17 protein-coding genes are annotated in these 18,924 nt (G+C 58.5%); 8 read left to right on the forward strand and 9 right to left on the reverse strand.

Annotation, left to right across the window (positions count from 1 at the left end):
• The first annotated feature begins 54 nt into the window (after positions 1-54).
• Entirely contained in the window at positions 55-795 is a 741-nt protein-coding gene (cysQ, locus tag AC2CGI_RS13425) for a 3'(2'),5'-bisphosphate nucleotidase CysQ (protein WP_076740954.1), read from the forward strand.
• A 1-nt stretch (position 796) separates the two neighbouring features.
• On the opposite strand, the gene AC2CGI_RS13430 is transcribed toward cysQ, so the two are convergent.
• Positions 797-1,354: a YtfJ family protein gene (locus AC2CGI_RS13430; protein WP_025159587.1), complete on the reverse strand. Its 558-nt coding sequence runs from the start codon at positions 1,352-1,354 to the stop codon at positions 797-799.
• Positions 1,355-1,684: 330 nt separating this feature from the next.
• On the opposite strand from AC2CGI_RS13430, the gene AC2CGI_RS13435 reads away from it, so the two are divergent.
• Entirely contained in the window at positions 1,685-1,891 is a 207-nt protein-coding gene (locus AC2CGI_RS13435) for a DUF1107 domain-containing protein (RefSeq protein ID WP_004933604.1), read from the forward strand.
• Between the two features lie 68 nt (positions 1,892-1,959).
• Here the strand turns inward: AC2CGI_RS13435 and paeA are convergent, their stop codons facing one another.
• Together paeA and msrA are read right to left on the reverse strand one after the other, a co-directional pair.
• On the reverse strand, positions 1,960-3,291 hold the full coding sequence (gene paeA, locus AC2CGI_RS13440; protein ID WP_004933603.1) for a polyamine export protein PaeA: 1,332 nt from the start codon (positions 3,289-3,291) through the stop codon (positions 1,960-1,962).
• A gap of 180 nt (positions 3,292-3,471) precedes the next feature.
• On the reverse strand, positions 3,472-4,113 hold the full coding sequence (msrA, locus tag AC2CGI_RS13445) for a peptide-methionine (S)-S-oxide reductase MsrA (RefSeq protein ID WP_076740833.1): 642 nt from the start codon (positions 4,111-4,113) through the stop codon (positions 3,472-3,474).
• A 304-nt stretch (positions 4,114-4,417) separates the two neighbouring features.
• Between msrA and tamA the strand changes: the two genes are divergently transcribed.
• The 3 genes from tamA to AC2CGI_RS13460 are packed head-to-tail and all read left to right on the forward strand — an operon-like array spanning position 4,418 to position 10,301.
• Positions 4,418-6,136: an autotransporter assembly complex protein TamA gene (tamA, locus tag AC2CGI_RS13450; protein ID WP_249339672.1), complete on the forward strand. Its 1,719-nt coding sequence runs from the start codon at positions 4,418-4,420 to the stop codon at positions 6,134-6,136.
• Positions 6,133-9,951: an autotransporter assembly complex protein TamB gene (gene tamB / locus AC2CGI_RS13455; protein ID WP_076740834.1), complete on the forward strand. Its 3,819-nt coding sequence runs from the start codon at positions 6,133-6,135 to the stop codon at positions 9,949-9,951. Before tamA ends, tamB begins: the two co-directional genes overlap by 4 nt.
• Positions 9,952-9,953: 2 nt before the next feature.
• The gene (locus tag AC2CGI_RS13460; protein ID WP_004933596.1) at positions 9,954-10,301 is read left to right on the forward strand and encodes a gamma-glutamylcyclotransferase family protein; all 348 of its coding nucleotides are present in this window, start codon (positions 9,954-9,956) and stop codon (positions 10,299-10,301) included.
• A gap of 52 nt (positions 10,302-10,353) precedes the next feature.
• Here the strand turns inward: AC2CGI_RS13460 and ppa are convergent, their stop codons facing one another.
• Entirely contained in the window at positions 10,354-10,884 is a 531-nt protein-coding gene (ppa, locus tag AC2CGI_RS13465) for an inorganic diphosphatase (RefSeq protein WP_004933594.1), read from the reverse strand.
• Positions 10,885-11,144: 260 nt separating this feature from the next.
• Between ppa and AC2CGI_RS13470 the strand changes: the two genes are divergently transcribed.
• A complete protein-coding gene (locus tag AC2CGI_RS13470) occupies positions 11,145-12,698 on the forward strand; it encodes a methyl-accepting chemotaxis protein (protein ID WP_015376405.1) in 1,554 nt (517 codons plus the stop codon).
• Between the two features lie 45 nt (positions 12,699-12,743).
• On the opposite strand, the gene fbp is transcribed toward AC2CGI_RS13470, so the two are convergent.
• Positions 12,744-13,748: a class 1 fructose-bisphosphatase gene (fbp, locus tag AC2CGI_RS13475; RefSeq protein ID WP_004933587.1), complete on the reverse strand. Its 1,005-nt coding sequence runs from the start codon at positions 13,746-13,748 to the stop codon at positions 12,744-12,746.
• 169 nt (positions 13,749-13,917) lie between these two features.
• Here fbp and mpl point away from each other — a divergent pair, with 169 nt between their 5' ends.
• Positions 13,918-15,297, forward strand: coding sequence for a UDP-N-acetylmuramate:L-alanyl-gamma-D-glutamyl-meso-diaminopimelate ligase (mpl, locus tag AC2CGI_RS13480; protein ID WP_076740835.1), 1,380 nt, complete (start codon positions 13,918-13,920; stop codon positions 15,295-15,297).
• A 197-nt stretch (positions 15,298-15,494) separates the two neighbouring features.
• Here the strand turns inward: mpl and yhcN (AC2CGI_RS13485) are convergent, their stop codons facing one another.
• The 3 genes from yhcN (AC2CGI_RS13485) to argR form a co-directional block, all read right to left on the reverse strand.
• Positions 15,495-15,758, reverse strand: coding sequence for a peroxide/acid stress response protein YhcN (yhcN, locus tag AC2CGI_RS13485; protein WP_004933578.1), 264 nt, complete (start codon positions 15,756-15,758; stop codon positions 15,495-15,497).
• A gap of 120 nt (positions 15,759-15,878) precedes the next feature.
• Entirely contained in the window at positions 15,879-16,142 is a 264-nt protein-coding gene (gene yhcN, locus AC2CGI_RS13490) for a peroxide/acid stress response protein YhcN (protein ID WP_004933574.1), read from the reverse strand.
• A gap of 403 nt (positions 16,143-16,545) precedes the next feature.
• The gene (gene argR / locus AC2CGI_RS13495) at positions 16,546-17,016 is read right to left on the reverse strand and encodes a transcriptional regulator ArgR (protein ID WP_004933572.1); all 471 of its coding nucleotides are present in this window, start codon (positions 17,014-17,016) and stop codon (positions 16,546-16,548) included.
• Between the two features lie 464 nt (positions 17,017-17,480).
• Here argR and mdh point away from each other — a divergent pair, with 464 nt between their 5' ends.
• On the forward strand, positions 17,481-18,419 hold the full coding sequence (gene mdh / locus AC2CGI_RS13500) for a malate dehydrogenase (RefSeq protein ID WP_004933569.1): 939 nt from the start codon (positions 17,481-17,483) through the stop codon (positions 18,417-18,419).
• A gap of 66 nt (positions 18,420-18,485) precedes the next feature.
• On the opposite strand, the gene AC2CGI_RS13505 is transcribed toward mdh, so the two are convergent.
• The gene (locus tag AC2CGI_RS13505) at positions 18,486-18,746 is read right to left on the reverse strand and encodes a helix-turn-helix domain-containing protein (RefSeq protein ID WP_004933567.1); all 261 of its coding nucleotides are present in this window, start codon (positions 18,744-18,746) and stop codon (positions 18,486-18,488) included.
• Positions 18,747-18,924: the final 178 nt, after the last annotated feature.

Consider the following 18,924-nt stretch of genomic DNA (forward strand, 5'->3'; position numbering starts at 1 on the left):
TGCTAGCAGAGACAGGGGGAAATTTCCCACGGAGATGCGGAGTTGAGGTGCATGATGTTAGAGCGAATTTGCCAACTGTCCCGCGAGGCGGGGGCGGCGATCATGGCGGTGTACGATGGTGAACAACCGCTTGATGTCGCACAGAAAAAAGATGATTCACCGGTGACGGCGGCCGATCTGGCGGCACACCATATCATCAAGCGCGGCCTGGCGGCGCTGACGCCGGAGGTGCCGCTGCTGTCGGAAGAGGAGCCGCCGGCGTGGGAAGAGCGCCGCGGCTGGACGCGCTACTGGCTGGTCGATCCGTTGGACGGCACCAAAGAGTTTTTACATCGCAATGGCGAGTTCACGGTCAATATCGCCCTGATTGAAGATGGGCAGGCGGTGATGGGGGTGGTGTATGCCCCGGCGATCGACGTGTTGTATCTGGCGGAGCGCGGTAAGGCCTGGAAAGAAGAGAAGGGCGTGCGGCAGGCGATCGGCGTCAGCAACGCGCATCCGCCGCTGGTGGTGGTGAGCCGCTCGCATATCGATGACGAACTGAAAGATTATTTGCAGCAGTTGGGCGAGCACCAGACCGTGTCAGTCGGTTCCTCGCTGAAGTTCTGTCTGGTGGCGGAAGGCAAGGCGCAGCTCTATCCGCGCTTCGGGCCGACCAACATTTGGGATACCGCCGCAGGGCATGCGGTGGCGGTGGCCGCCGGGGCGCAAATTCACGATTGGCAGGGTAAGCCATTGCTCTATACCCCGCGTGAATCTTTCCTCAACCCCGGCTTCCGGGTGTCGCTGTTCTGAGTTAGTTCGCCAACAGCTGGTGCAGCTTGGACATCACCTGCTGCACCTCTTCCGGCGTCAGCGCGCCGTCTTTGGCGAACTGGATGCGCCCTTGCTTATCCAGCACCACGATGGCGGATCCTTTCGGCTGCAGATCCCAGGCTTTGCGCACGTTGCCGTCGCTGTCGACGATAAACTGCGACCATGGGAACTCCTTCTTGCTGTCTTCAATACTGCTGCGCACGAACATCGCGGTGCCCATCAGGGCATCGTCGGTGTTGACGATTGTCGTCGTTTGGTAACGATCGTGTGGTAGCTTCGCCTTCTTGATCGCTTCAATCAGTGGGTCGTTCATGTCTTTGGCGGAGCTGCGGCCGGCAATATGTTGTATCACTCGCACTTTTCCACTGAGCTGCGCGCTGTTCCAGTTCTGGTAGCTAAAATTACCGTCAGCGTAATTGAGCTCTCCTTTGTCGCTGACGCCGACCGGCGCCACGCGCTGCTGGAGCTGGAAGTTGTGCGCGGAAGCGAAAAGCGGGGCGAGCAGCAGGGATACCATCAGCATGCGACTTGTTTTCATGCTTTCTCCTTGTAATGGGGGGAATTTGTGCGACAGCACTTCGACAGCCTAAAGCATAGGATGTGATAAGAGGTCTGTCCTGTTAACCGGATCGCAGATTTTCCCTTGGTTCGCTAATCATCAGATTTTGAAGGGATATCCTGAAAACGTTATAAATTATCATATACAATTCTGTCAAAAAGTGTAAATCCAGCGTAGATATCCGGGCAGAAGTGAACGTTCTGGTCTTTACTGGGTCTACTACATGCAATCAAGTTGCGTTCTGAATTTCGAGGCTGCCACCTTTGGCGGCTCGCTGAGCGCATGGATCAACGGGAGGAGCGTAAAAGAATGAGAATCTTCCAGCGTTATAACCCTTTGAAAGTGGCAAAGTACGTTAAGACCCTGTTTCGCGGAAGGCTGTATATCAAAGACGTGGGCGCATTTGAATTCGACGAGGGGAAAATCCTGCCGCCGAAGATTCGCGACAAGCGCCATTTCAGCGTGATGTCTGAAGTGAACCGTCAGGTGCTGCTGTTGCAGACCGAGATGGGGTGAGCACCTCGCTGACAGCGGTAAAAAAATGCGGCCCCGATGGGGCCGCTGATGTTTTTGTCTTACCGCCGTCAGGCCGCAGGCGTGTCGTCCGGCGCTTTCGGCAGCACCGCCGCGGGCTTGTCGCTCAGCCGGGTGACCAGCAGCTGGTCTATCTTGTAGCTGTCGATATCCACCACTTCGAACTTGTAGCCGGCGTATTTGACGAAGTCGGTGCGTTTCGGGATCTTGCGCAGCATATACATCATAAAGCCGCCGATGGTCTCGTAGTTGCCCGCCTGCGGGAACTCGTCGATGTCCAGCACGCGCATCACGTCGTCGATCGGCGTGCCGCCTTCAATCAGCCATGAACTTTCGTCGCGCGCCACGATCTGCTCTTCCTGGCCCTGGCCGACCAGATCGCCCATCAGCGTGGTCATCACGTCGTTAAGGGTGATGATGCCCACCACCAACGCATATTCATTGAGGATCACCGCGAAGTCTTCGCCGGCGGTTTTGAAGCTTTCCAGCGCTTCGGACAGCGTCAGCGTGTCCGGCACGATCAGCGCCGAGCGGATCTGCACGCCGCTGCTCAGCACCAGGCTTTGGTTGCCCAGCACGCGGTTCAGCAGGTCTTTGGAATCGACGTAGCCGACCACCTGATCGATATGGCCGTCGCACACCAGGAACTTGGAGTGCGGGTGAGTCGAGACTTTCTCCTTGATGCTCTCTTCGCTTTCGCGCAGATCGAAGTACACCACGCTTTCGCGCGAGGTCATCGAAGACGGCACGGTGCGCGATTCCAGTTCGAACACGTTTTCAATCAGCTCGTGCTCCTGTTTGCGCAGTACGCCCGCCAGGGCGCCGGCTTCCACCACCGCATAGATGTCATCGGAGGTGATGTCGTCTTTACGCACCATCGGCAGCTTGAACATACGGAAGATCAGGTTGGCCATGCCGTTGAAGAACCACACCAGCGGGCGGAAGATCATGATGGAGAAACGCATCGGGTTGATGATCCGGACGGCGACCGTCTCTGGTGCAATCATACCGATGCGCTTCGGGGTCAAATCGGCGAACAGGATAAACAGGCTGGTCACCAGCACGAAAGAGCAGATGAAGCTGACCTGTTCCGCCAATTCGGGCGACAGGAAACGATCGAACAACACCTTGAAAGTGGGCGAGAAAGCCGCGTCGCCGACGATACCGCCGAGGATGGCCACGGCGTTCAGGCCGATCTGCACCACGGTGAAAAAGATGCCAGGGGTTTCTTGCAGCTTGAGCACTCTGGCGGCGTTGACGTTACCTTCGTCAGCCATCAGCTTCAGTTTGATCTTGCGCGAGGCGGCCAGAGAGATTTCCGACAGTGAGAAGAACGCACTCACCGCGATCAGAAAAAGAATCAGTAAAATACTGTTTAACATAATCTATCCATACGTGCCGACGGGATGCCGGCGCTCTTGAGGAAGGGTAGTACATAGTAAAAAAAGCAGCGATAACAACCAGAAGGGAAGCTATCGGGCCGCAGAAGCGGCCCGCATAGTATAGCAGTTGCCCCACAGGGGCCGCCAGCGGTTAAAAAAGTGCCGCCGGCCGGCATCAAATCAGCCCTGCGGCGGCAGGCAAACGCCGATGCCGCCCAGCCCGCAGTAGCCTTCCGGGTTCTTGTACAGGTACTGTTGGTGATCGTCTTCCGCGTAATAGAACGGCAGCGCCGGTGCGATCTCGGTGGTGATGGCGCGCTTATCGCCCGCCGCATCCATCGCCTGCTGGAAGCGTTGCAGGCTGCTTTCCGCCTCGGCCTGCTGCTCTGGGCTCAGCGTATAAATCGCCGAGCGGTACTGCGTGCCGACGTCGCCGCCCTGGCGCATGCCCTGCGCCGGATCGTGATTTTCCCAGAACAGCTGCAGCAGCTGTTTGTAGCTGACGACGTGCGGATCGAACACCACGCGCACCACTTCGGCGTGGCCGGTCTGGCCGCTGCACACTTCGCGGTAGGTCGGGTTCGGCGTATAGCCGCCGCTGTAGCCGGCGGCGGTGCTGTAGACGCCCGGCTGTTGCCAGAACAGGCGCTCAACGCCCCAGAAACAGCCCATGGCGAAAATCGCCACCTCCATGCCGGCCGGCACCTGAGTCATCGAGTGTTCGGTGACGACGTTGAGCGTTGCGACAGGCATTGGCGTGGTGCGGCCAGGCAGCGCGCTTGCCTTATCGACGGTTTGTGATTTATCAAAAAATGGCACCACGGTTGACTCCTGTTGTCACAGTAAGAATTGACCCTACATGGCGGCGGTTCGGTTGTATCTCACCGCGTCTTTGCCCACAATAAGCGGCAAGTTGGATTTTGTATAAGCTTAACGCAGTATTTTGAGCGCCAAAAGTGAAGAATTCGCCTGTTGCGCGGCGGTGGCAAAGCGCGGCGGGCGGCGTCCGGAAGAAGGTTGAAGAGGGCTGCCGTCATGATAGCGCGGAGTCTGCCCTGGCCCCGGAGCGAACACCATAACAGGACAGTAAAATCAATAAGGAGAACACGTGCCAAAGTACCCGGTCATGTGCTTGATATCTGTGTTGCTTGCGGCACCTGCAGCCTATGCGGCGAACGTGCGGCTGCAGGTGGAGGGGTTAAGCGGAGAGTTGGAAAAAAACGTCCGGGTGCGGCTGTCGTCGATCACGCCTGAAGAGGTCGGCACCGACGGCCGCTTCCGCGCACGGGTGGACGAGGCGGTGCGCCAGGGGCTGCGCGCGCTCGGCTATTACCAGCCGACCATCGAGTTTACGCTGGACGATCGGCCGGGGATGTCGCGCCCGGTGCTGCATGCCAAGGTCAATCCGGGCGAGCCGGTGCGCATCGCCGGCGCCAACATCGTGCTGGAAGGCGGCGCAAAGACCGATGAGGACTACCTGACGCTGGTAAAGAAGGGACGGCCGACCATCGGCGAGATCCTCAACCACGGCAAGTATGACAGTTTCAAAGGCTCGCTGACCGGCCTGGCGCTGCGCAAAGGCTACTTCGACGCCGACATGACTAAAAGCCAGCTCGGCGTGGCCGAAGATCTGCACAAGGCATTTTGGGATATCGATTTCAACAGCGGCGAACGTTACCGCTTTGGCAAGGTGAAATTCACCGGTTCGCAAATCCGCGAAGACTATCTGCAAAATCTGGTGCCCTTTCATCAGGGGGATTACTACAGTTCGGAGGATTTGGCCGAGCTGAACCGCCGTTTGTCCGCCACCAACTGGTTCAACTCGGTGGTGGTGTCCCCTGATTTCAACGATGCCAAAGAGAACAAGATTTTGCCGTTGGACGCGCTGGTGACGCCGCGTACGCGCAACACCGTCGAAACCGGTATCGGTTATTCCACCGACGTCGGCCCGCGGGTGAAAGGCACCTGGAAAAAGCCCTGGCTCAACGATCGCGGGCATAGCCTGGAAACCAGCGCCAGCGTGTCGGCGCCGGAGCAGCAGCTGGATCTGACTTACAAGATCCCGCTGCTCAAGAACCCGCTGGAGCAGTATTACCTGCTGCAGGGCGGGCTCAAGAACGTCGATCTTAACGACACCAAATCCGTGACCTCCAAAGTGGTGGCCTCGCGCAACTGGGATCTCTCCAGCGGCTGGCAGCGGGCGATCAACCTGACCTGGCGCTGGGATAACTTTACCCAGGGCAACGTCAGCAACACCACCATGCTGCTGTACCCCGGCGTCAGCTTCAACCGCACCCGTTCGCGCGGCGGGCTGATGCCGACCTGGGGCGACAGCCAACGCTATTCCATCGACGTGTCCGACACTTCCTGGGGCTCCGGCGTGGACTTCGCGCTGATGCAGGCGCAGAACGTCTGGATCCGCACCCTGGCCGACAAGCATCGCTTTGTAGCGCGCGGGCAGGTGGGCTGGATCGAAACCAACGACTTCGACAAGGTGCCGCCGGATCTGCGCTTCTTCGCCGGCGGTGACCGCAGCATTCGCGGCTACAAGTACAAAGACATTTCGCCGCGCGGCGACGACGGCAAGCTGACCGGCGCCTCCAAGATGCTGACCGGCTCGCTGGAGTATCAATACAACGTGACCGGCAAATGGTGGGGGGCGATGTTCGTCGATTCCGGTGAAGCGGTGAACGATATCAAGCAGAGCAACTTCAAGACCGGCGCCGGCGTAGGCGTGCGCTGGCAGTCACCGGTGGGGCCGGTGAAGCTGGATATCGCCGCGCCCGTGGGGGACAAGGACACCCACGGGATGCAGTTCTACATCGGTTTGGGGCCTGAACTATGAGCCTGGTTAAAAAGATTTGCCTCGGATTTCTGGTCATTCTGCTGTTGCTGATCGGCGGCCTGGCCTTCCTGGTGGGGACCACCACCGGTTTGCATATGGTCATCAACGGCGCGGCGCGCTGGGTGCCGGGGCTGGAGATCGCCGGCGTCAGCGGCGGCTGGCGCGATCTGACGCTGAAGGGCGTGAAGTATCAGATGCCGGGCGTGACGGTCAACGCCGGGCAGTTCCATCTCTCCCTCGATCTCTCCTGCTTTAAACGCAGCTCGCTGTGCGTCAACGCTTTGACCGCTCAGGACGTGGACGTGGCGGTGAACACCAAAGAGATGGCGCCCTCCGCGCCGGTGGAGGAGAGCAGTGAACCGACCACCAATCTCAGCACCCCTTATCCGATCACCCTGCGCCTGCTGGCGCTGAATAACGTCAAGGTCACCGTCGACGACACCGCCATTTCTCTGGCCGAGTTCCGCACCGGCGCGCAGTGGCAAGAGCGCGCGCTGACGCTGATGCCAACCAAGATCGGCTCGTTGCTGATTGCCTTGCCGAAAACGCCGCAAAATCCGTTGCCGGAAGCGGTGCAACCGGCGGTCGAGGTGGCGAAAAAGGTCGGTGAGCAGGTTACCGACGCGGCGAAACCGGCGCCGCAGCCGGAGGAGAAGCCGCTCGGCGAAACGCTGAAGGAACTGTTCGCCAAACCGCTGTTGCCGGATCTGCCGGACATCCGTCTGCCGCTGGATATCACCGTGAAAGAGATCAGCGGCGAACAGCTGCGCTTGACCGGCGATACCGACGTGCTGATCACGAGCCTGTTGCTGCAGGCCAGCACGCAGGATCAGCATATCCAGCTGGACAACTTCGACGTGAAGTCGCCGCAGGGCACGCTGTCGGTGCAGGGGCAGGCGACCCTGACCGGCGACTGGCCGGTGGCGCTGACCGCCAACAGCGCGTTGAATATCGACCCGTTGAAGGGCGAGAAGGTGAAGCTGAACATCGACGGCGGGTTGCGTGATGAGCTGAAGGTGGCGCTGAATCTGTCCGGCCCGGTCGGCGCCCAGCTCGATGTGCAAACCCGGCTGGCCGAAGCCGGCCTGCCGCTGGCGCTGACGCTGCAGAGCAAGCAGCTGAAATGGCCGCTGAGCGGCGAGGCGCAGTATCAGGTCAACGATTTCCGCCTGCGCTTTAACGGCAAGGCGACCGACTATGCGCTGTCGACGCGCGCCAATCTGAAAGGCCAGGATCTGCCGCCGGCGGTGCTGACGCTGGACGGCAAAGGCAACGTCGAGCAGTTCAAGCTGGAGCGCCTGCGCCTGGCGGCGCTGCAGGGCAATACCGATCTCACCGCGCTGGTGGACTGGAGCAAGGCCATCAGCTGGACCTCGCAATTGACGCTGAGCGGCATCAATACCGCCAAGCAGTGGCCGGAATGGCCGGCGAAACTCGACGGCAAGATCACCACGCGCGGCAGCCTGCACGGCGGCAGCTGGCAGCTGCAGGTGCCGGTGCTGCAGCTGGACGGCAACGTGAAGCAGAACAAGGTCACGGCGCGCGGCACGCTGAGCGGCAACGCCGCCGGGCAGTGGAAAATCCCCGGCATCGATCTGACGCTGGGGCGCAACCAGCTGAATGTCAAAGGACAGCTGGACGAGAAGAACTGGAACCTGGACGCCAACATCGACGCGCCGCGTCTGGACGGCGCGCTGCCGGGCCTCGGCGGCACCGCCAAAGGGCTGCTGAAGCTGCGCGGCAATCTGCAGGCGCCTCAGCTGCTGGCGGATTTGACCGCCTCCGGCTTGCAGTGGCAGGCGCTGCGCATCAACCGTGTGAAGATCGACGGCGACGTGCGCTCCACGGATCAGATCCAGGGGCAGCTGGCGGTACGCGTCGAGCAGCTGAAGCAGGACGCGCTGGAGGTCAGCCTGCTGACCCTCGACGCCAAAGGCAGCGAGAAGCAGCATCAGCTGCAGTTGAAGATCGACGGCAAACCGGTCTCCGGCCAGCTGGCGCTGCAGGGCAGCTTCGATCGTCAGCAGCAGCGCTGGCGCGGCAATCTGAACAATACCCGCTTCGATACGCCGGTGGGGGAGTGGCGCCTGACGCGCGCCATCGCGCTGGACTACCTGAACACCGCGCAGAAGATCAGCGTCGGGCCGCACTGCTGGCAGAACCCGAACGCCGAGCTGTGCGTGCCGAAGACCATCGAAGCCGGCCAGAGCGGCCAGGCCAGCGTGGTGCTCAACCGCTTCGATCTGGCGATGATCAAGCCGTTCCTCGGCCCGGAGACCGCCCTGAGCGGCGTGTTCACCGGCCGGGCCGACGTCAGCTGGAAACCGGGCGGCGCGCTGCCGGAGGCGAAGGTCACGTTGGCCGGCAACGGCGTCAAGGTGGTGCAGCAGGTGCAGGGCAATGCGCTGCCGATCGCCTTCGATACGCTGACCCTCAACGCCGGCCTGAACAACGGCCGCGCGCAGGCCGACTGGCGGATCAAACTGACCAACAACGGCCAGTTCGACGGCAATATCCAGGTGGCGGATCCGCAGGTGCGGCGCACCATCAGCGGCAATGTCAATATCACCAACATTTCGTTGGCGCTGATTAACCCGGCGCTGATGAAGGGCGAAAGCGCGGCGGGCATGCTGAACGCCAACCTGCGTCTGGGCGGCAGCGCGCAGAAGCCGCTGGTGTTCGGGCGTCTGGCGTTGGATCGGGCGAAGGTGCAGGGGCACTGGATGCCGTTCGATATGACCGACGCGCGGCTGGCGGTGAATTTCAACGGCATGACCTCGACGCTGGAAGGGCTGCTCAGCACCACGCGCGGCCAGCTGAATCTGGCGGGCGATGCCGACTGGCGTGACATCAATGCCTGGCGTGCGCGCATTGCCGCCAAGGGCGACAAGCTGCGGGTGACGGTGCCGCCGATGATCCGCATCGACGTATCGCCGGATCTGGTGTTCGAAGCCACGCCGCAGCTGTTCTCGCTCAACGGCAAGGTCGACATTCCCTGGGCGCGCATCACGGTGCAGGAACTGCCGGAAAGCGCGGTGGGCGTCTCTTCCGACGAGGTGATGCTGGACGATCAGCTGAAGCCGATTCAACCGAAGACCGCCTCGATCCCGATCAACAGCAATCTGATGATCCACGTCGGCAACGACGTGCGGCTGGACGCCTTCGGCCTGAAAGCCCGCCTGAAGGGCGATTTGAAAGTGGTGCAGGACAAGAAAGGGTTGGGCCTCAATGGCCAGATTGACATCCCTTCCGGTCGCTTCCATGCTTATGGTCAGGATTTGATCGTGCGTAAAGGGCAGCTGATGTTCTCCGGCCCGCCGGATCAGCCGCTGCTCAATATCGAGGCGATCCGCAACCCGGAATCCACCGAGGACGACGTGACCGCCGGCGTGCGCGTGACCGGCCTGGCGGATGCGCCGAAGCTGGAAGTGTTCTCCGATCCGGCCAAATCGCAACAGGAAGCCCTGTCTTATCTGCTGCGCGGTCAGGGCTTAAGCAGTTCCGGCGCCGACGGCAACGCCATGACGTCGATGTTAATCGGCATGGGGGTTGCACAAAGTGGTCAACTTGTGGGTAAAATCGGCGAGGCATTCGGCGTGAGTAATTTGGCTCTGGACACTCAAGGGGTTGGCGACAATTCCCAGGTTGTCGTGAGCGGCTATGTCCTCCCAGGCTTACAAGTAAAATATGGGGTGGGCATTTTCGACTCGCTGGCCACGCTGACGTTGCGTTATCGCCTGATGCCTAAGTTGTATCTTGAAGCGGTGTCTGGTCTCGACCAGGCATTAGATTTGCTCTATCAGTTTGAGTTTTAGCGATGCGAATAATTGTCTACGGCAGTTTACGGCGCAAACAGGGAAACAGCCATTGGATGACCAACGCCCAATGGCTCGGCGAGCACGAGCTCGAAGGCTATCAGATTTATAATCTGGGCCATTACCCGGCGGCGATCCCTGGAGAGGGCACGATACATTGCGAAGTGTATCGTATTAACTCATCGATTCTGGCAGAGCTGGACGAACTGAAAAGCAACACCAAGGACTATAAGCGCGAGCTGATTCAGACGCCTTATGGGAGTGCGTGGATCTACCTGTATAAACACAGCGTGGACGGTTACCCGCGAATTACCAGCGGTGACTGGCTGAAACGCCTCGAAGATCAGTAATAAAAAAACACCGCTCAATGAGCGGTGTTTTTTCATCGGACGGCGGCGAAAATTACTTCTTGGCGGCGCGTTCGAAGGAGGCGATGATTTCCGCTTTAGCTGCGGCAGCGTCTGCCCAGCCTTCCACTTTCACCCATTTGCCTTTTTCCAGATCTTTGTAGTGCTCGAAGAAGTGAGCGATCTGGGCTTTCAGCAGTTCCGGCAGGTCGTTCACGTCTTTCACGTGATCGTACTCTTTGGTCAGCTTGCTGTGCGGTACCGCAACCAGCTTGGCGTCTTCACCGGCTTCGTCGGTCATCTTCAGCACGCCAACCGGACGGCAGCGGATCACGGAGCCCGGCTGCAGCGGATATGGGGTTGGGACCAGCACGTCAACCGGATCACCATCCAGAGACAGAGTGTGGTTGATGTAGCCGTAGTTGCACGGGTAGAACATCGCGGTGGACATGAAACGGTCAACGAACAGCGCGCCGGTTTCTTTGTCGATTTCGTATTTGATTGGATCGGCGTTGGCCGGGATTTCGATTACTACGTAGATGTCTTCCGGCAGGTCTTTGCCAGCTGGGACCAGATTCAAGCTCATGTCGGTTTCCTTTAATCATCAAACCAGAAATGGAGTGGCGGCTATTATAGCGGACTCTTTTGCGATTTCCTGCCCTTTTCATCGTCGAAAACCCAGTGTCTCTGCGCGCGGAGAATTTCCAGATTAATCCCGCCGCGGCATGAAGTTTTGCCTCCGCCTGCCGATAACTTCAACAAACAATAATGAGCCAGCAAAGCTGGCTCCGCGTTTTGCCACCCCTACTACGTCTGATCTCACTATTCTGAAGCCGGGAAGAACTCATGCTAAAAAAGATTACGGTGAAGGCTGGGCTGATCGCCCTGCTGAGCCTGATGACCATGCTGCTGATCATGGTCAGCGTTATTGGCGTCAACGCGATTAACGAAGGATCGCGCTCGATCCATACCTTGAACCAGATCCTCGGCGAAGAGCTGGGCTCGCTGGCCAACAGCTCCAACCTGACGCTGCGCGCCCGAACCGCCGCTTCGCTGGCGGTGCGCCAACGGGAGATCGGCCAGACTGATGTCGCCGACGCCACCGTCGGCCGCATCTACGGCTACCTCGAGCAGTCGAACAAGGAAATGGCGCGCTTTGTCGGCGTCGGCACCGTGACCGAGCGCGGCCGTGAACTCTCCAACCGCCTGCAAAACAGCTATCGCGCCTATCTGGAGCAGGGCGTGAAGCCGATGGCCGCCGCCATCAAGGCCGGTAAAATCGATGAGTACTACCATATTCAGGAGACCCGTATCTCTGCGTTGAGCATCGCGTTTGAAAAGGATCTCAGCGATTTCCGCAGCTTCGCCATGAAGCTCGGCGAGAAGCAGGTGTATGACGCGGAAAGCAACGCCAGCACCAAGATCTCGCTGATCGTGGTGGCGGGCCTGCTCAGCGTGCTGCTGGCGGTGCTGGCCTGGTTTGCGTTGCGGGTGATCATTTTGCGTCCGCTGGATGAGTCCATCGCGCAGCTGGAATACATCGCCGGCGGCGATCTGACCCATGAGATCCGCGGCGAGGGCGATACCGAGATGGGCCGCCTGGTGCGGGCGATGCAGCGCATGCAGCAGGCGCTGGCCAATTCGGTCAGCAAAGTGCGTGACGCCAGCAGCCAGATCGACACCGGTTCACGCGAACTGGCGGCCGGTAACCTGCATCTGGCGCAGCGCACCGAAGAATCGGCCGCGTCGCTGGAAGAGACTGCCGCCAGCATGGAACAGCTGACCTCGACGGTGAAAATGAACGCCGAGAACTGCGAGCAGGCTAATCAGCTGGCGCTGAGCGTGTCCGATATCGCCAACCAGGGCAGCGACGTGGTCAGTCAGGTGATGAGCAAGATGCAGGCGATCACCGACAGCTCGCGCCGCATCGCCGATATCATCAGCGTGATGGACGGCATCGCCTTCCAGACCAATATCCTGGCGTTGAACGCAGCGGTGGAGGCGGCGCGCGCCGGTGAACAGGGCCGCGGCTTCGCGGTGGTGGCCGGCGAAGTGCGCAATTTGGCGCAGCGCAGCGCCCAGTCGGCGAAAGAGATCAAAGGGTTGATCGAAGCGTCGCAGAACCGGGTGCAGGAAGGCGAGCAGATGGTGGAGTCGGCGGCGCAGACTATGAGCGGTATCACCGGTGAAGTGGGTCGGGTGACGGCGTTGATGCGTGAGATCTCGGCGGCGACGCGCGAACAAAGCAGCGGTATCGAACAGGTGAACCTGGCGGTGGCGCAGATGGATCAGGTGGCGCAGCAGAATGCGGCGCTGGTGGAAGAGTCGGCGGCGGCGACGCGCTCGCTGGAAGATCAGGCTCAGCTGCTGGCGCAGAGCATGGCGGCGTTCAAGCTGTAAGGCGATAAGGGTTCGGCGCGGCGCCGAACCCTTGCCAGTAACGCGTTACTCGTCCGGGTTTTCGGCGATGAAGCGTTCTGCGTCTTCTACCATCGACTTGGTGCCGACGAAGAATGGCGCGCGCTGGTGCAGTTTCACCGGCGTGATATCCAGAATGCGATTTTTGCCGTCGCTGGCCTTACCACCGGCCTGTTCGGCCAGGAAAGCCATCGGGTTGCATTCGTACAGCAGGCGCAGCTTGCCTTGCGGGTGGCTGGCGGTGCTTGGGTAGATGTAGATGCCGCCTTTCAGCAGGTTGCGGTGGAAATCCGCCACCAGAGAACCGATGTAGCGCGAGGTATAAGGGCGCTGCGTCGCTTCGTCCTGCTCCTGGCAGTACTTGATGTATTTCTTCACGCCGAGAGGGAACTTGATGTAGTTGCCTTCGTTGATGGAATACATGTTGCCGCTCGCCGGGAAGCGCACTTTCTCGTGAGAGAGACAGAACACGCCCAGAGACGGATCGTATGTGAAGGCGTGGACGCCGTAACCGGTGGTGTACACCAGCATGGTGGACGAGCCGTAAACCACGTAACCCGCTGCGACCTGGGCGCTGCCCGGCTGCAGGAAGTCTTCTTCGGTCACCGGCGTGCCGACCGGCGTGATGCGACGATAGATAGAGAAAATCGTACCGACCGAGACGTTGACATCGATGTTGGACGAACCGTCCAACGGATCCATCAATACGACATACTTGGCATTTTCAGCTCGCTCGCCGTCGAATATCACGATTTCATCTTCTTCTTCGGAAGCGATACCCGCAACTTCACCACGCGCTTTCAACGCCGCTTTCAGTTTTTCGTTCGCGTACAGGTCCAGTTTCATCTGAACTTCGCCCTGTACGTTGGACACCCCGCTGGTTCCCAGAATATCAACCAGGCCGGCCTTGTTGATGTCGCGGTGGATGATTTTGGCGCCCAGTTTAATTGCAGAAAGTAACGCGGTCAGCTCGCCGGTGGCGTGAGAGAAGTCGTGCTGTTTCTCGACGATAAATTCGCCTAACGTTTTCATGACACAATCCCTGAATCTACGGATGGATAGCGGCCTGTTAACAAACCGCCAACGTTTTCGCGTGCAGTGTAGCCCAAAGATGCGCGCCATTCATAGGCAAATCCATTTCTTCTGGACGATTCTGAGCGTTAGAATATGCCGACATTCGATGCACTCACATGAGAAACCTATGCGCATTCACATTCTTGGGATCTGTGGCACCTTTATGGGCGGGCTGGCGATGCTGGCGCGCTCACTGGGGCATGACGTCACCGGTTCGGACGCCAACGTCTATCCGCCGATGAGCACGCTGCTGGAGAACCAGGGGATCGATCTGATTCAGGGTTATGATCCCGCCCAGCTGGATCCGGTGCCGGATCTGGTGATCATCGGCAACGCCATGACGCGCGGCAACCCGTGCGTGGAGGCGGTGCTGGAGCGCGGTATCCCTTACGTTTCCGGCCCGCAGTGGCTGCACGACGCCGTGTTGCGCGATCGCTGGGTACTGGCGGTCGCCGGCACCCACGGCAAAACCACCACCGCCGGCATGGCGACCTGGATCCTCGAAGCCTGCGGCTACCAGCCGGGCTTTGTCATCGGCGGCGTGCCGGGCAACTTCGACGTCTCGGCTCGCCTCGGCGGCAGCCCGTTCTTCGTGATCGAGGCCGACGAGTATGACTGCGCGTTCTTCGACAAACGCTCCAAGTTCGTGCACTACAGCCCGCGCACGCTGATCATGAACAACCTGGAGTTTGACCACGCCGACATCTTCGACGATCTGAAAGCCATTCAGAAACAATTCCACCACCTGGTGCGTCTGGTGCCGGGCAAAGGCAAGATCATCCTGCCGGACAACGACAGCCACCTGAAGCAGGTGATGGCGATGGGCTGCTGGAGCGAGCAGGAACTGGTGGGCGAAGAGGGCGCCTGGCGCGCGCAGAAGCTGACGCCGGACGCCAGCCATTACGCGGTGTTCCTCGACGGTGAGCAGGTCGGCGAAGTGAAGTGGGCGCTGGTGGGCGAGCACAACATGCATAACGGCCTGATGGCTATCGCCGCGACCCGCCACGTCGGCGTGCAGCCGGCGGACGCCTGCCGCGCGTTGGGCGATTTCATCAACGCCCGCCGCCGTCTGGAGCTGCGTGGCGAAGCCAACGGCGTCACGGTTTACGACGATTTCGCGCACCACCCGACGGCGATCCTGGCCACTCTGGCCGCGCTGCGCGGCAAGGTCGGCGGTACGGCGCGCATTCTGGCGGTGCTGGAACCGCGATCCAACACCATGAAAATGGGCATCAGCAAAAACGATCTGGCGCCTTCGCTCGGCCGTGCCGACGAAGTGTTCCTGTTCCAGCCGCACCACATTCCGTGGCAGGTCGCGGAAGTGGCGGATGCCTGCGTGCAGCCGGCGCATTGGAGCGCGGATCTCGACACGCTGGTGGAGATGGTGGTGAAAACCGCACAGCCGGGCGACCACATTCTGGTGATGAGCAACGGCGGTTTCGGCGGTATTCACGATCGCTTGCTGGACGCGCTGGCGAAAAAGCAGGAACCGAAGGTGACCTACTGATCGCTTAGCCGCATAAGCCAACCTAAGGGCCGCATTCGCGGCCTTTTTTACGCCCATAAAAAAGCCCTCGCGAGCGAGGGCAACGGGGTTCGTCGGATAGGACGACGAGAGGGTCTCTGGGAAATCGGCGTTTGCGTCAGAACTCGGCAGTGGCAGTGACGAGGGTAATCAGCTCTGCAAAGCCGTTCCCAGAGTTGTTATTTGTAAATCTCGGCGGTGGCGTGGTAGTTGCCTTCGTTACGGGCTTCGATCACGCGGTAGGCGGTCGCGCCTTTCGCGTCGGCTTTCTCCGACAACGCCTGGCGAATGTCGGTCGGCGCGCCGTCGATGCCGCTGACGGTAATGGTGCCGATAGATTGCAGATTGGCGGTCTGATCGTTAGTCACCAACTGGGCGGCAGACGCGCCGAAGGAGATGACGGATAACAAACCGAGTGCAGCAACAGTAGTTTTCATGTTCATGATAGCGATCCTTGGTCATAACAGCCTGGAAGGGCTTGGCAGCGATTTTTATTCTTGAAGGCCGTTATGACAGCGTTTGATTCCAGAGATGTATTGCCCGTTGCCGGGTAATGCCGTTACTTATTTGTAGATTTCAGCGGTCGCGTGGAAGTTGCCGTCGTTGCGCGCTTCGATCACGCGGTAAGCGGTCGCCCCTTTGGCGTCGGCTTTGTCGGACAGTGCCTGGCGAATGTCGGAAGGCGCAGCGGCGACGCCGCTCACGGTGATCACACCGGCGGGCTGCAGTTTTGCGGCCTGGGTTGCATCAACAGATTGTGCTGCGAATGCACCAAAGGAAAGCATGGACAGAACGCTCAGGGTTGCAACGGTAGCTTTAATTTTCATCATCTCACCTCATCGTATTCTTTTATCAGTTCCAACGAACTGTGATTCAGTTCACGAAAATGAGTATACAGCTAGTAACGCGAAAAATTAATAGTTCGCTAACAGTTGCTAGTGAAACTTTAACCTCATGATCCTTATTTTTTATAACCGTAAGGAATAAAAAACGCTCATAAAACGATCTTTTGATGTTAAATTTATGTAATTTCAATAAGGTAAGTGATTTTGACCAAAAGTGCGGAAGATCACAGTGGGTACTGCTGGTTACATGGAGATGTCATGGAAATGTGTTGTTGCGGGATAAAAAAGCAGTGTTAAACGCGGTTGAAGGCTGGGAAGGTAACGCGAGGGTTAAAGAAGCGCTAACAAAATGCGGTTTACAGCCGCACTTTGTTAGCGCCAGGTTTCACAGCTCTTGTTCGAACACGCCCAGGATCGCTTCATGCAGCTTCTGAGCGGTAAAGCCGTTGGACGGGGTGACGAAAATCGTGTCGTCGCCGGCAATTGTGCCGAGGATACCCTGGGATTTACCCAGTGAGTCGAGCAGGCGGGCGATCAGCTGTGCGGCGCCCGGGCTGGTGTGGATCACCACGACGGCATCGTTATGGTCGACGTCGAGCACCAGATTCTTCAATGGGCTGGTGGTGGTCGGCACGCCGAGTTCGGCAGGAAGGCAATACACCATTTCCATTTTGGCATTGCGCGTACGTACCGCGCCGAACTTGGTCAGCATGCGCGATACTTTGGATTGGTTAATGTTTTCGAAGCCTTCTTCTTGCAGCGCCAAAACGATCTCGCCTTGAGAACTGAATTTTTCTTCTTTCAATAACGCTTTGAACGTCTTGATCAGATCTTCCTGTTTTGCGGGATTACGCATTTTGCACCGTGGAATGTTGATAGTGGAAGTCATGATTATGCATATAGATGAATTTTTATGCAACAAAGGCCGCCCCAAAGAAAATAAAAATGACCGGACGGCGAGGAAAGGGCGGCATTTTAACAAAATCCGGCCGCGATGAATATGCCCTTTTGACGACGGAAAATCGGCCTGCGCTGGTAAATAAAATGTTATTAAAATGATGTTGTTCTGATGTTGCGTAAGGGTGTAATGTAACGGCCGGTTAACTTGCTCGTGAATAACCTCGCACTATTTTTGATTAGTGTGCGCTATGCCCTTCATGCGTAAGCGATTTAATCTAAAATGGGCGCGACAGCGGCCATTTTATTACACCTGCAGGCAAGAATTGGCTAATTTATTGTTTTGAAAGGTGTAATAACTTAAGGTCCGTAACCAACACATTCACGGCGCTTTATATATTTAAGATAATAAAGGAGTATAGGATGAAAGTTGCAGTTCTCGGTGCTGCTGGCGGTATCGGCCAGGCCCTCGCCCTTCTACTCAAAACCCAGCTTCCTTCAGGTTCTGAACTCTCTCTCTACGACATTGCCCCCGTTACCCCAGGCGTTGCCGTCGACTTAAGCCACATCCCAACCGCAGTTAAAATCAAAGGCTTCAGCGGCGAAGACGCGACTCCGGCTCTGCACGGTGCGGACGTGGTGCTGATTTCCGCCGGCGTGGCCCGTAAGCCAGGCATGGATCGCTCTGACCTGTTCAACGTTAACGCCGGCATCGTGCGTAACCTGATTGAGCAAGTGGCGAAAACCTGCCCGAAAGCCTGCATCGGCATCATCACCAACCCGGTTAACACCACGGTCGCCATCGCGGCGGAAGTGCTGAAAAAAGCCGGCGTTTACGACAAGAACAAACTGTTCGGCGTGACTTCGCTGGATATCATCCGTTCCAATACCTTCGTGGCCGAGCTGAAAGGCAAGCAGCCTGAAGAACTGAACGTGCCGGTGATCGGCGGCCACTCTGGCGTGACCATCCTGCCTCTGCTGTCGCAGATCCCTGGCGTGAGCTTCACCGATCAGGAAGTGGCGGATCTGACCAAACGTATTCAGAACGCCGGCACTGAAGTGGTGGAAGCCAAAGCCGGCGGCGGGTCTGCAACGCTGTCCATGGGCCAGGCGGCCGCCCGTTTCGGTCTGTCTCTGGTGCGTGCGCTGCAGGGCGAGAAAGGCGTTGTGGAATGTGCTTACGTTGAAGGCGACGGCAAATACGCTCGCTTCTTCGCGCAGCCGCTGGTGCTGGGCAAGAACGGCGTTGAAGAACGCAAAGATATCGGCACCCTGAGCGCCTTCGAGCAGAAAGCACTGAACGAGATGCTGGACGTGCTGCATAAAGATATCGAACTGGGCGAGAAGTTCATCAATAACTGATCGACACCGATAGTCAGCCGATAAACGCCGCCGGACGCTGTTCCGGCGGTTTTTTTTGCTCCGCGTTCACGATTTGATGCGTGCTTTGCGATCCAGCAGGCAATCGCTGTGCGGATCGTAATAGCGGCTTGGCCAGATCTCCGAAGGGTGGATGCCTATCGCTTCGGCGATCAGCCATTCCCCCTTTGGCCACGGGCGCGACAGCGCATTGGCCAGCGTCGATGAGCTTAATCCGGCCTTGCGCGACACTGCCGCCAGCGTGGTGCCCTGCTTGCGTAGCGCCGCGATGATATCTGCCGGATGCCAATCTGGGTTCCTTGAATTCATGTTTACATTCCTTTTCTGATTAGCCAAAGTTGCGTTAGTGGTATAACTAACGGGTCATGGTTAAGCGTTTGAACAACGTGAAACGCTTATTAGGAAACAAGAATACCATTAAATTTCCTAAAAAATACCCAAGTAATTTCCAAAAAACGACATTGCCCACTATTGCCCAGAGATGATG

Source organism: Serratia sp. LSHTC3 (assembly GCF_057197125.1).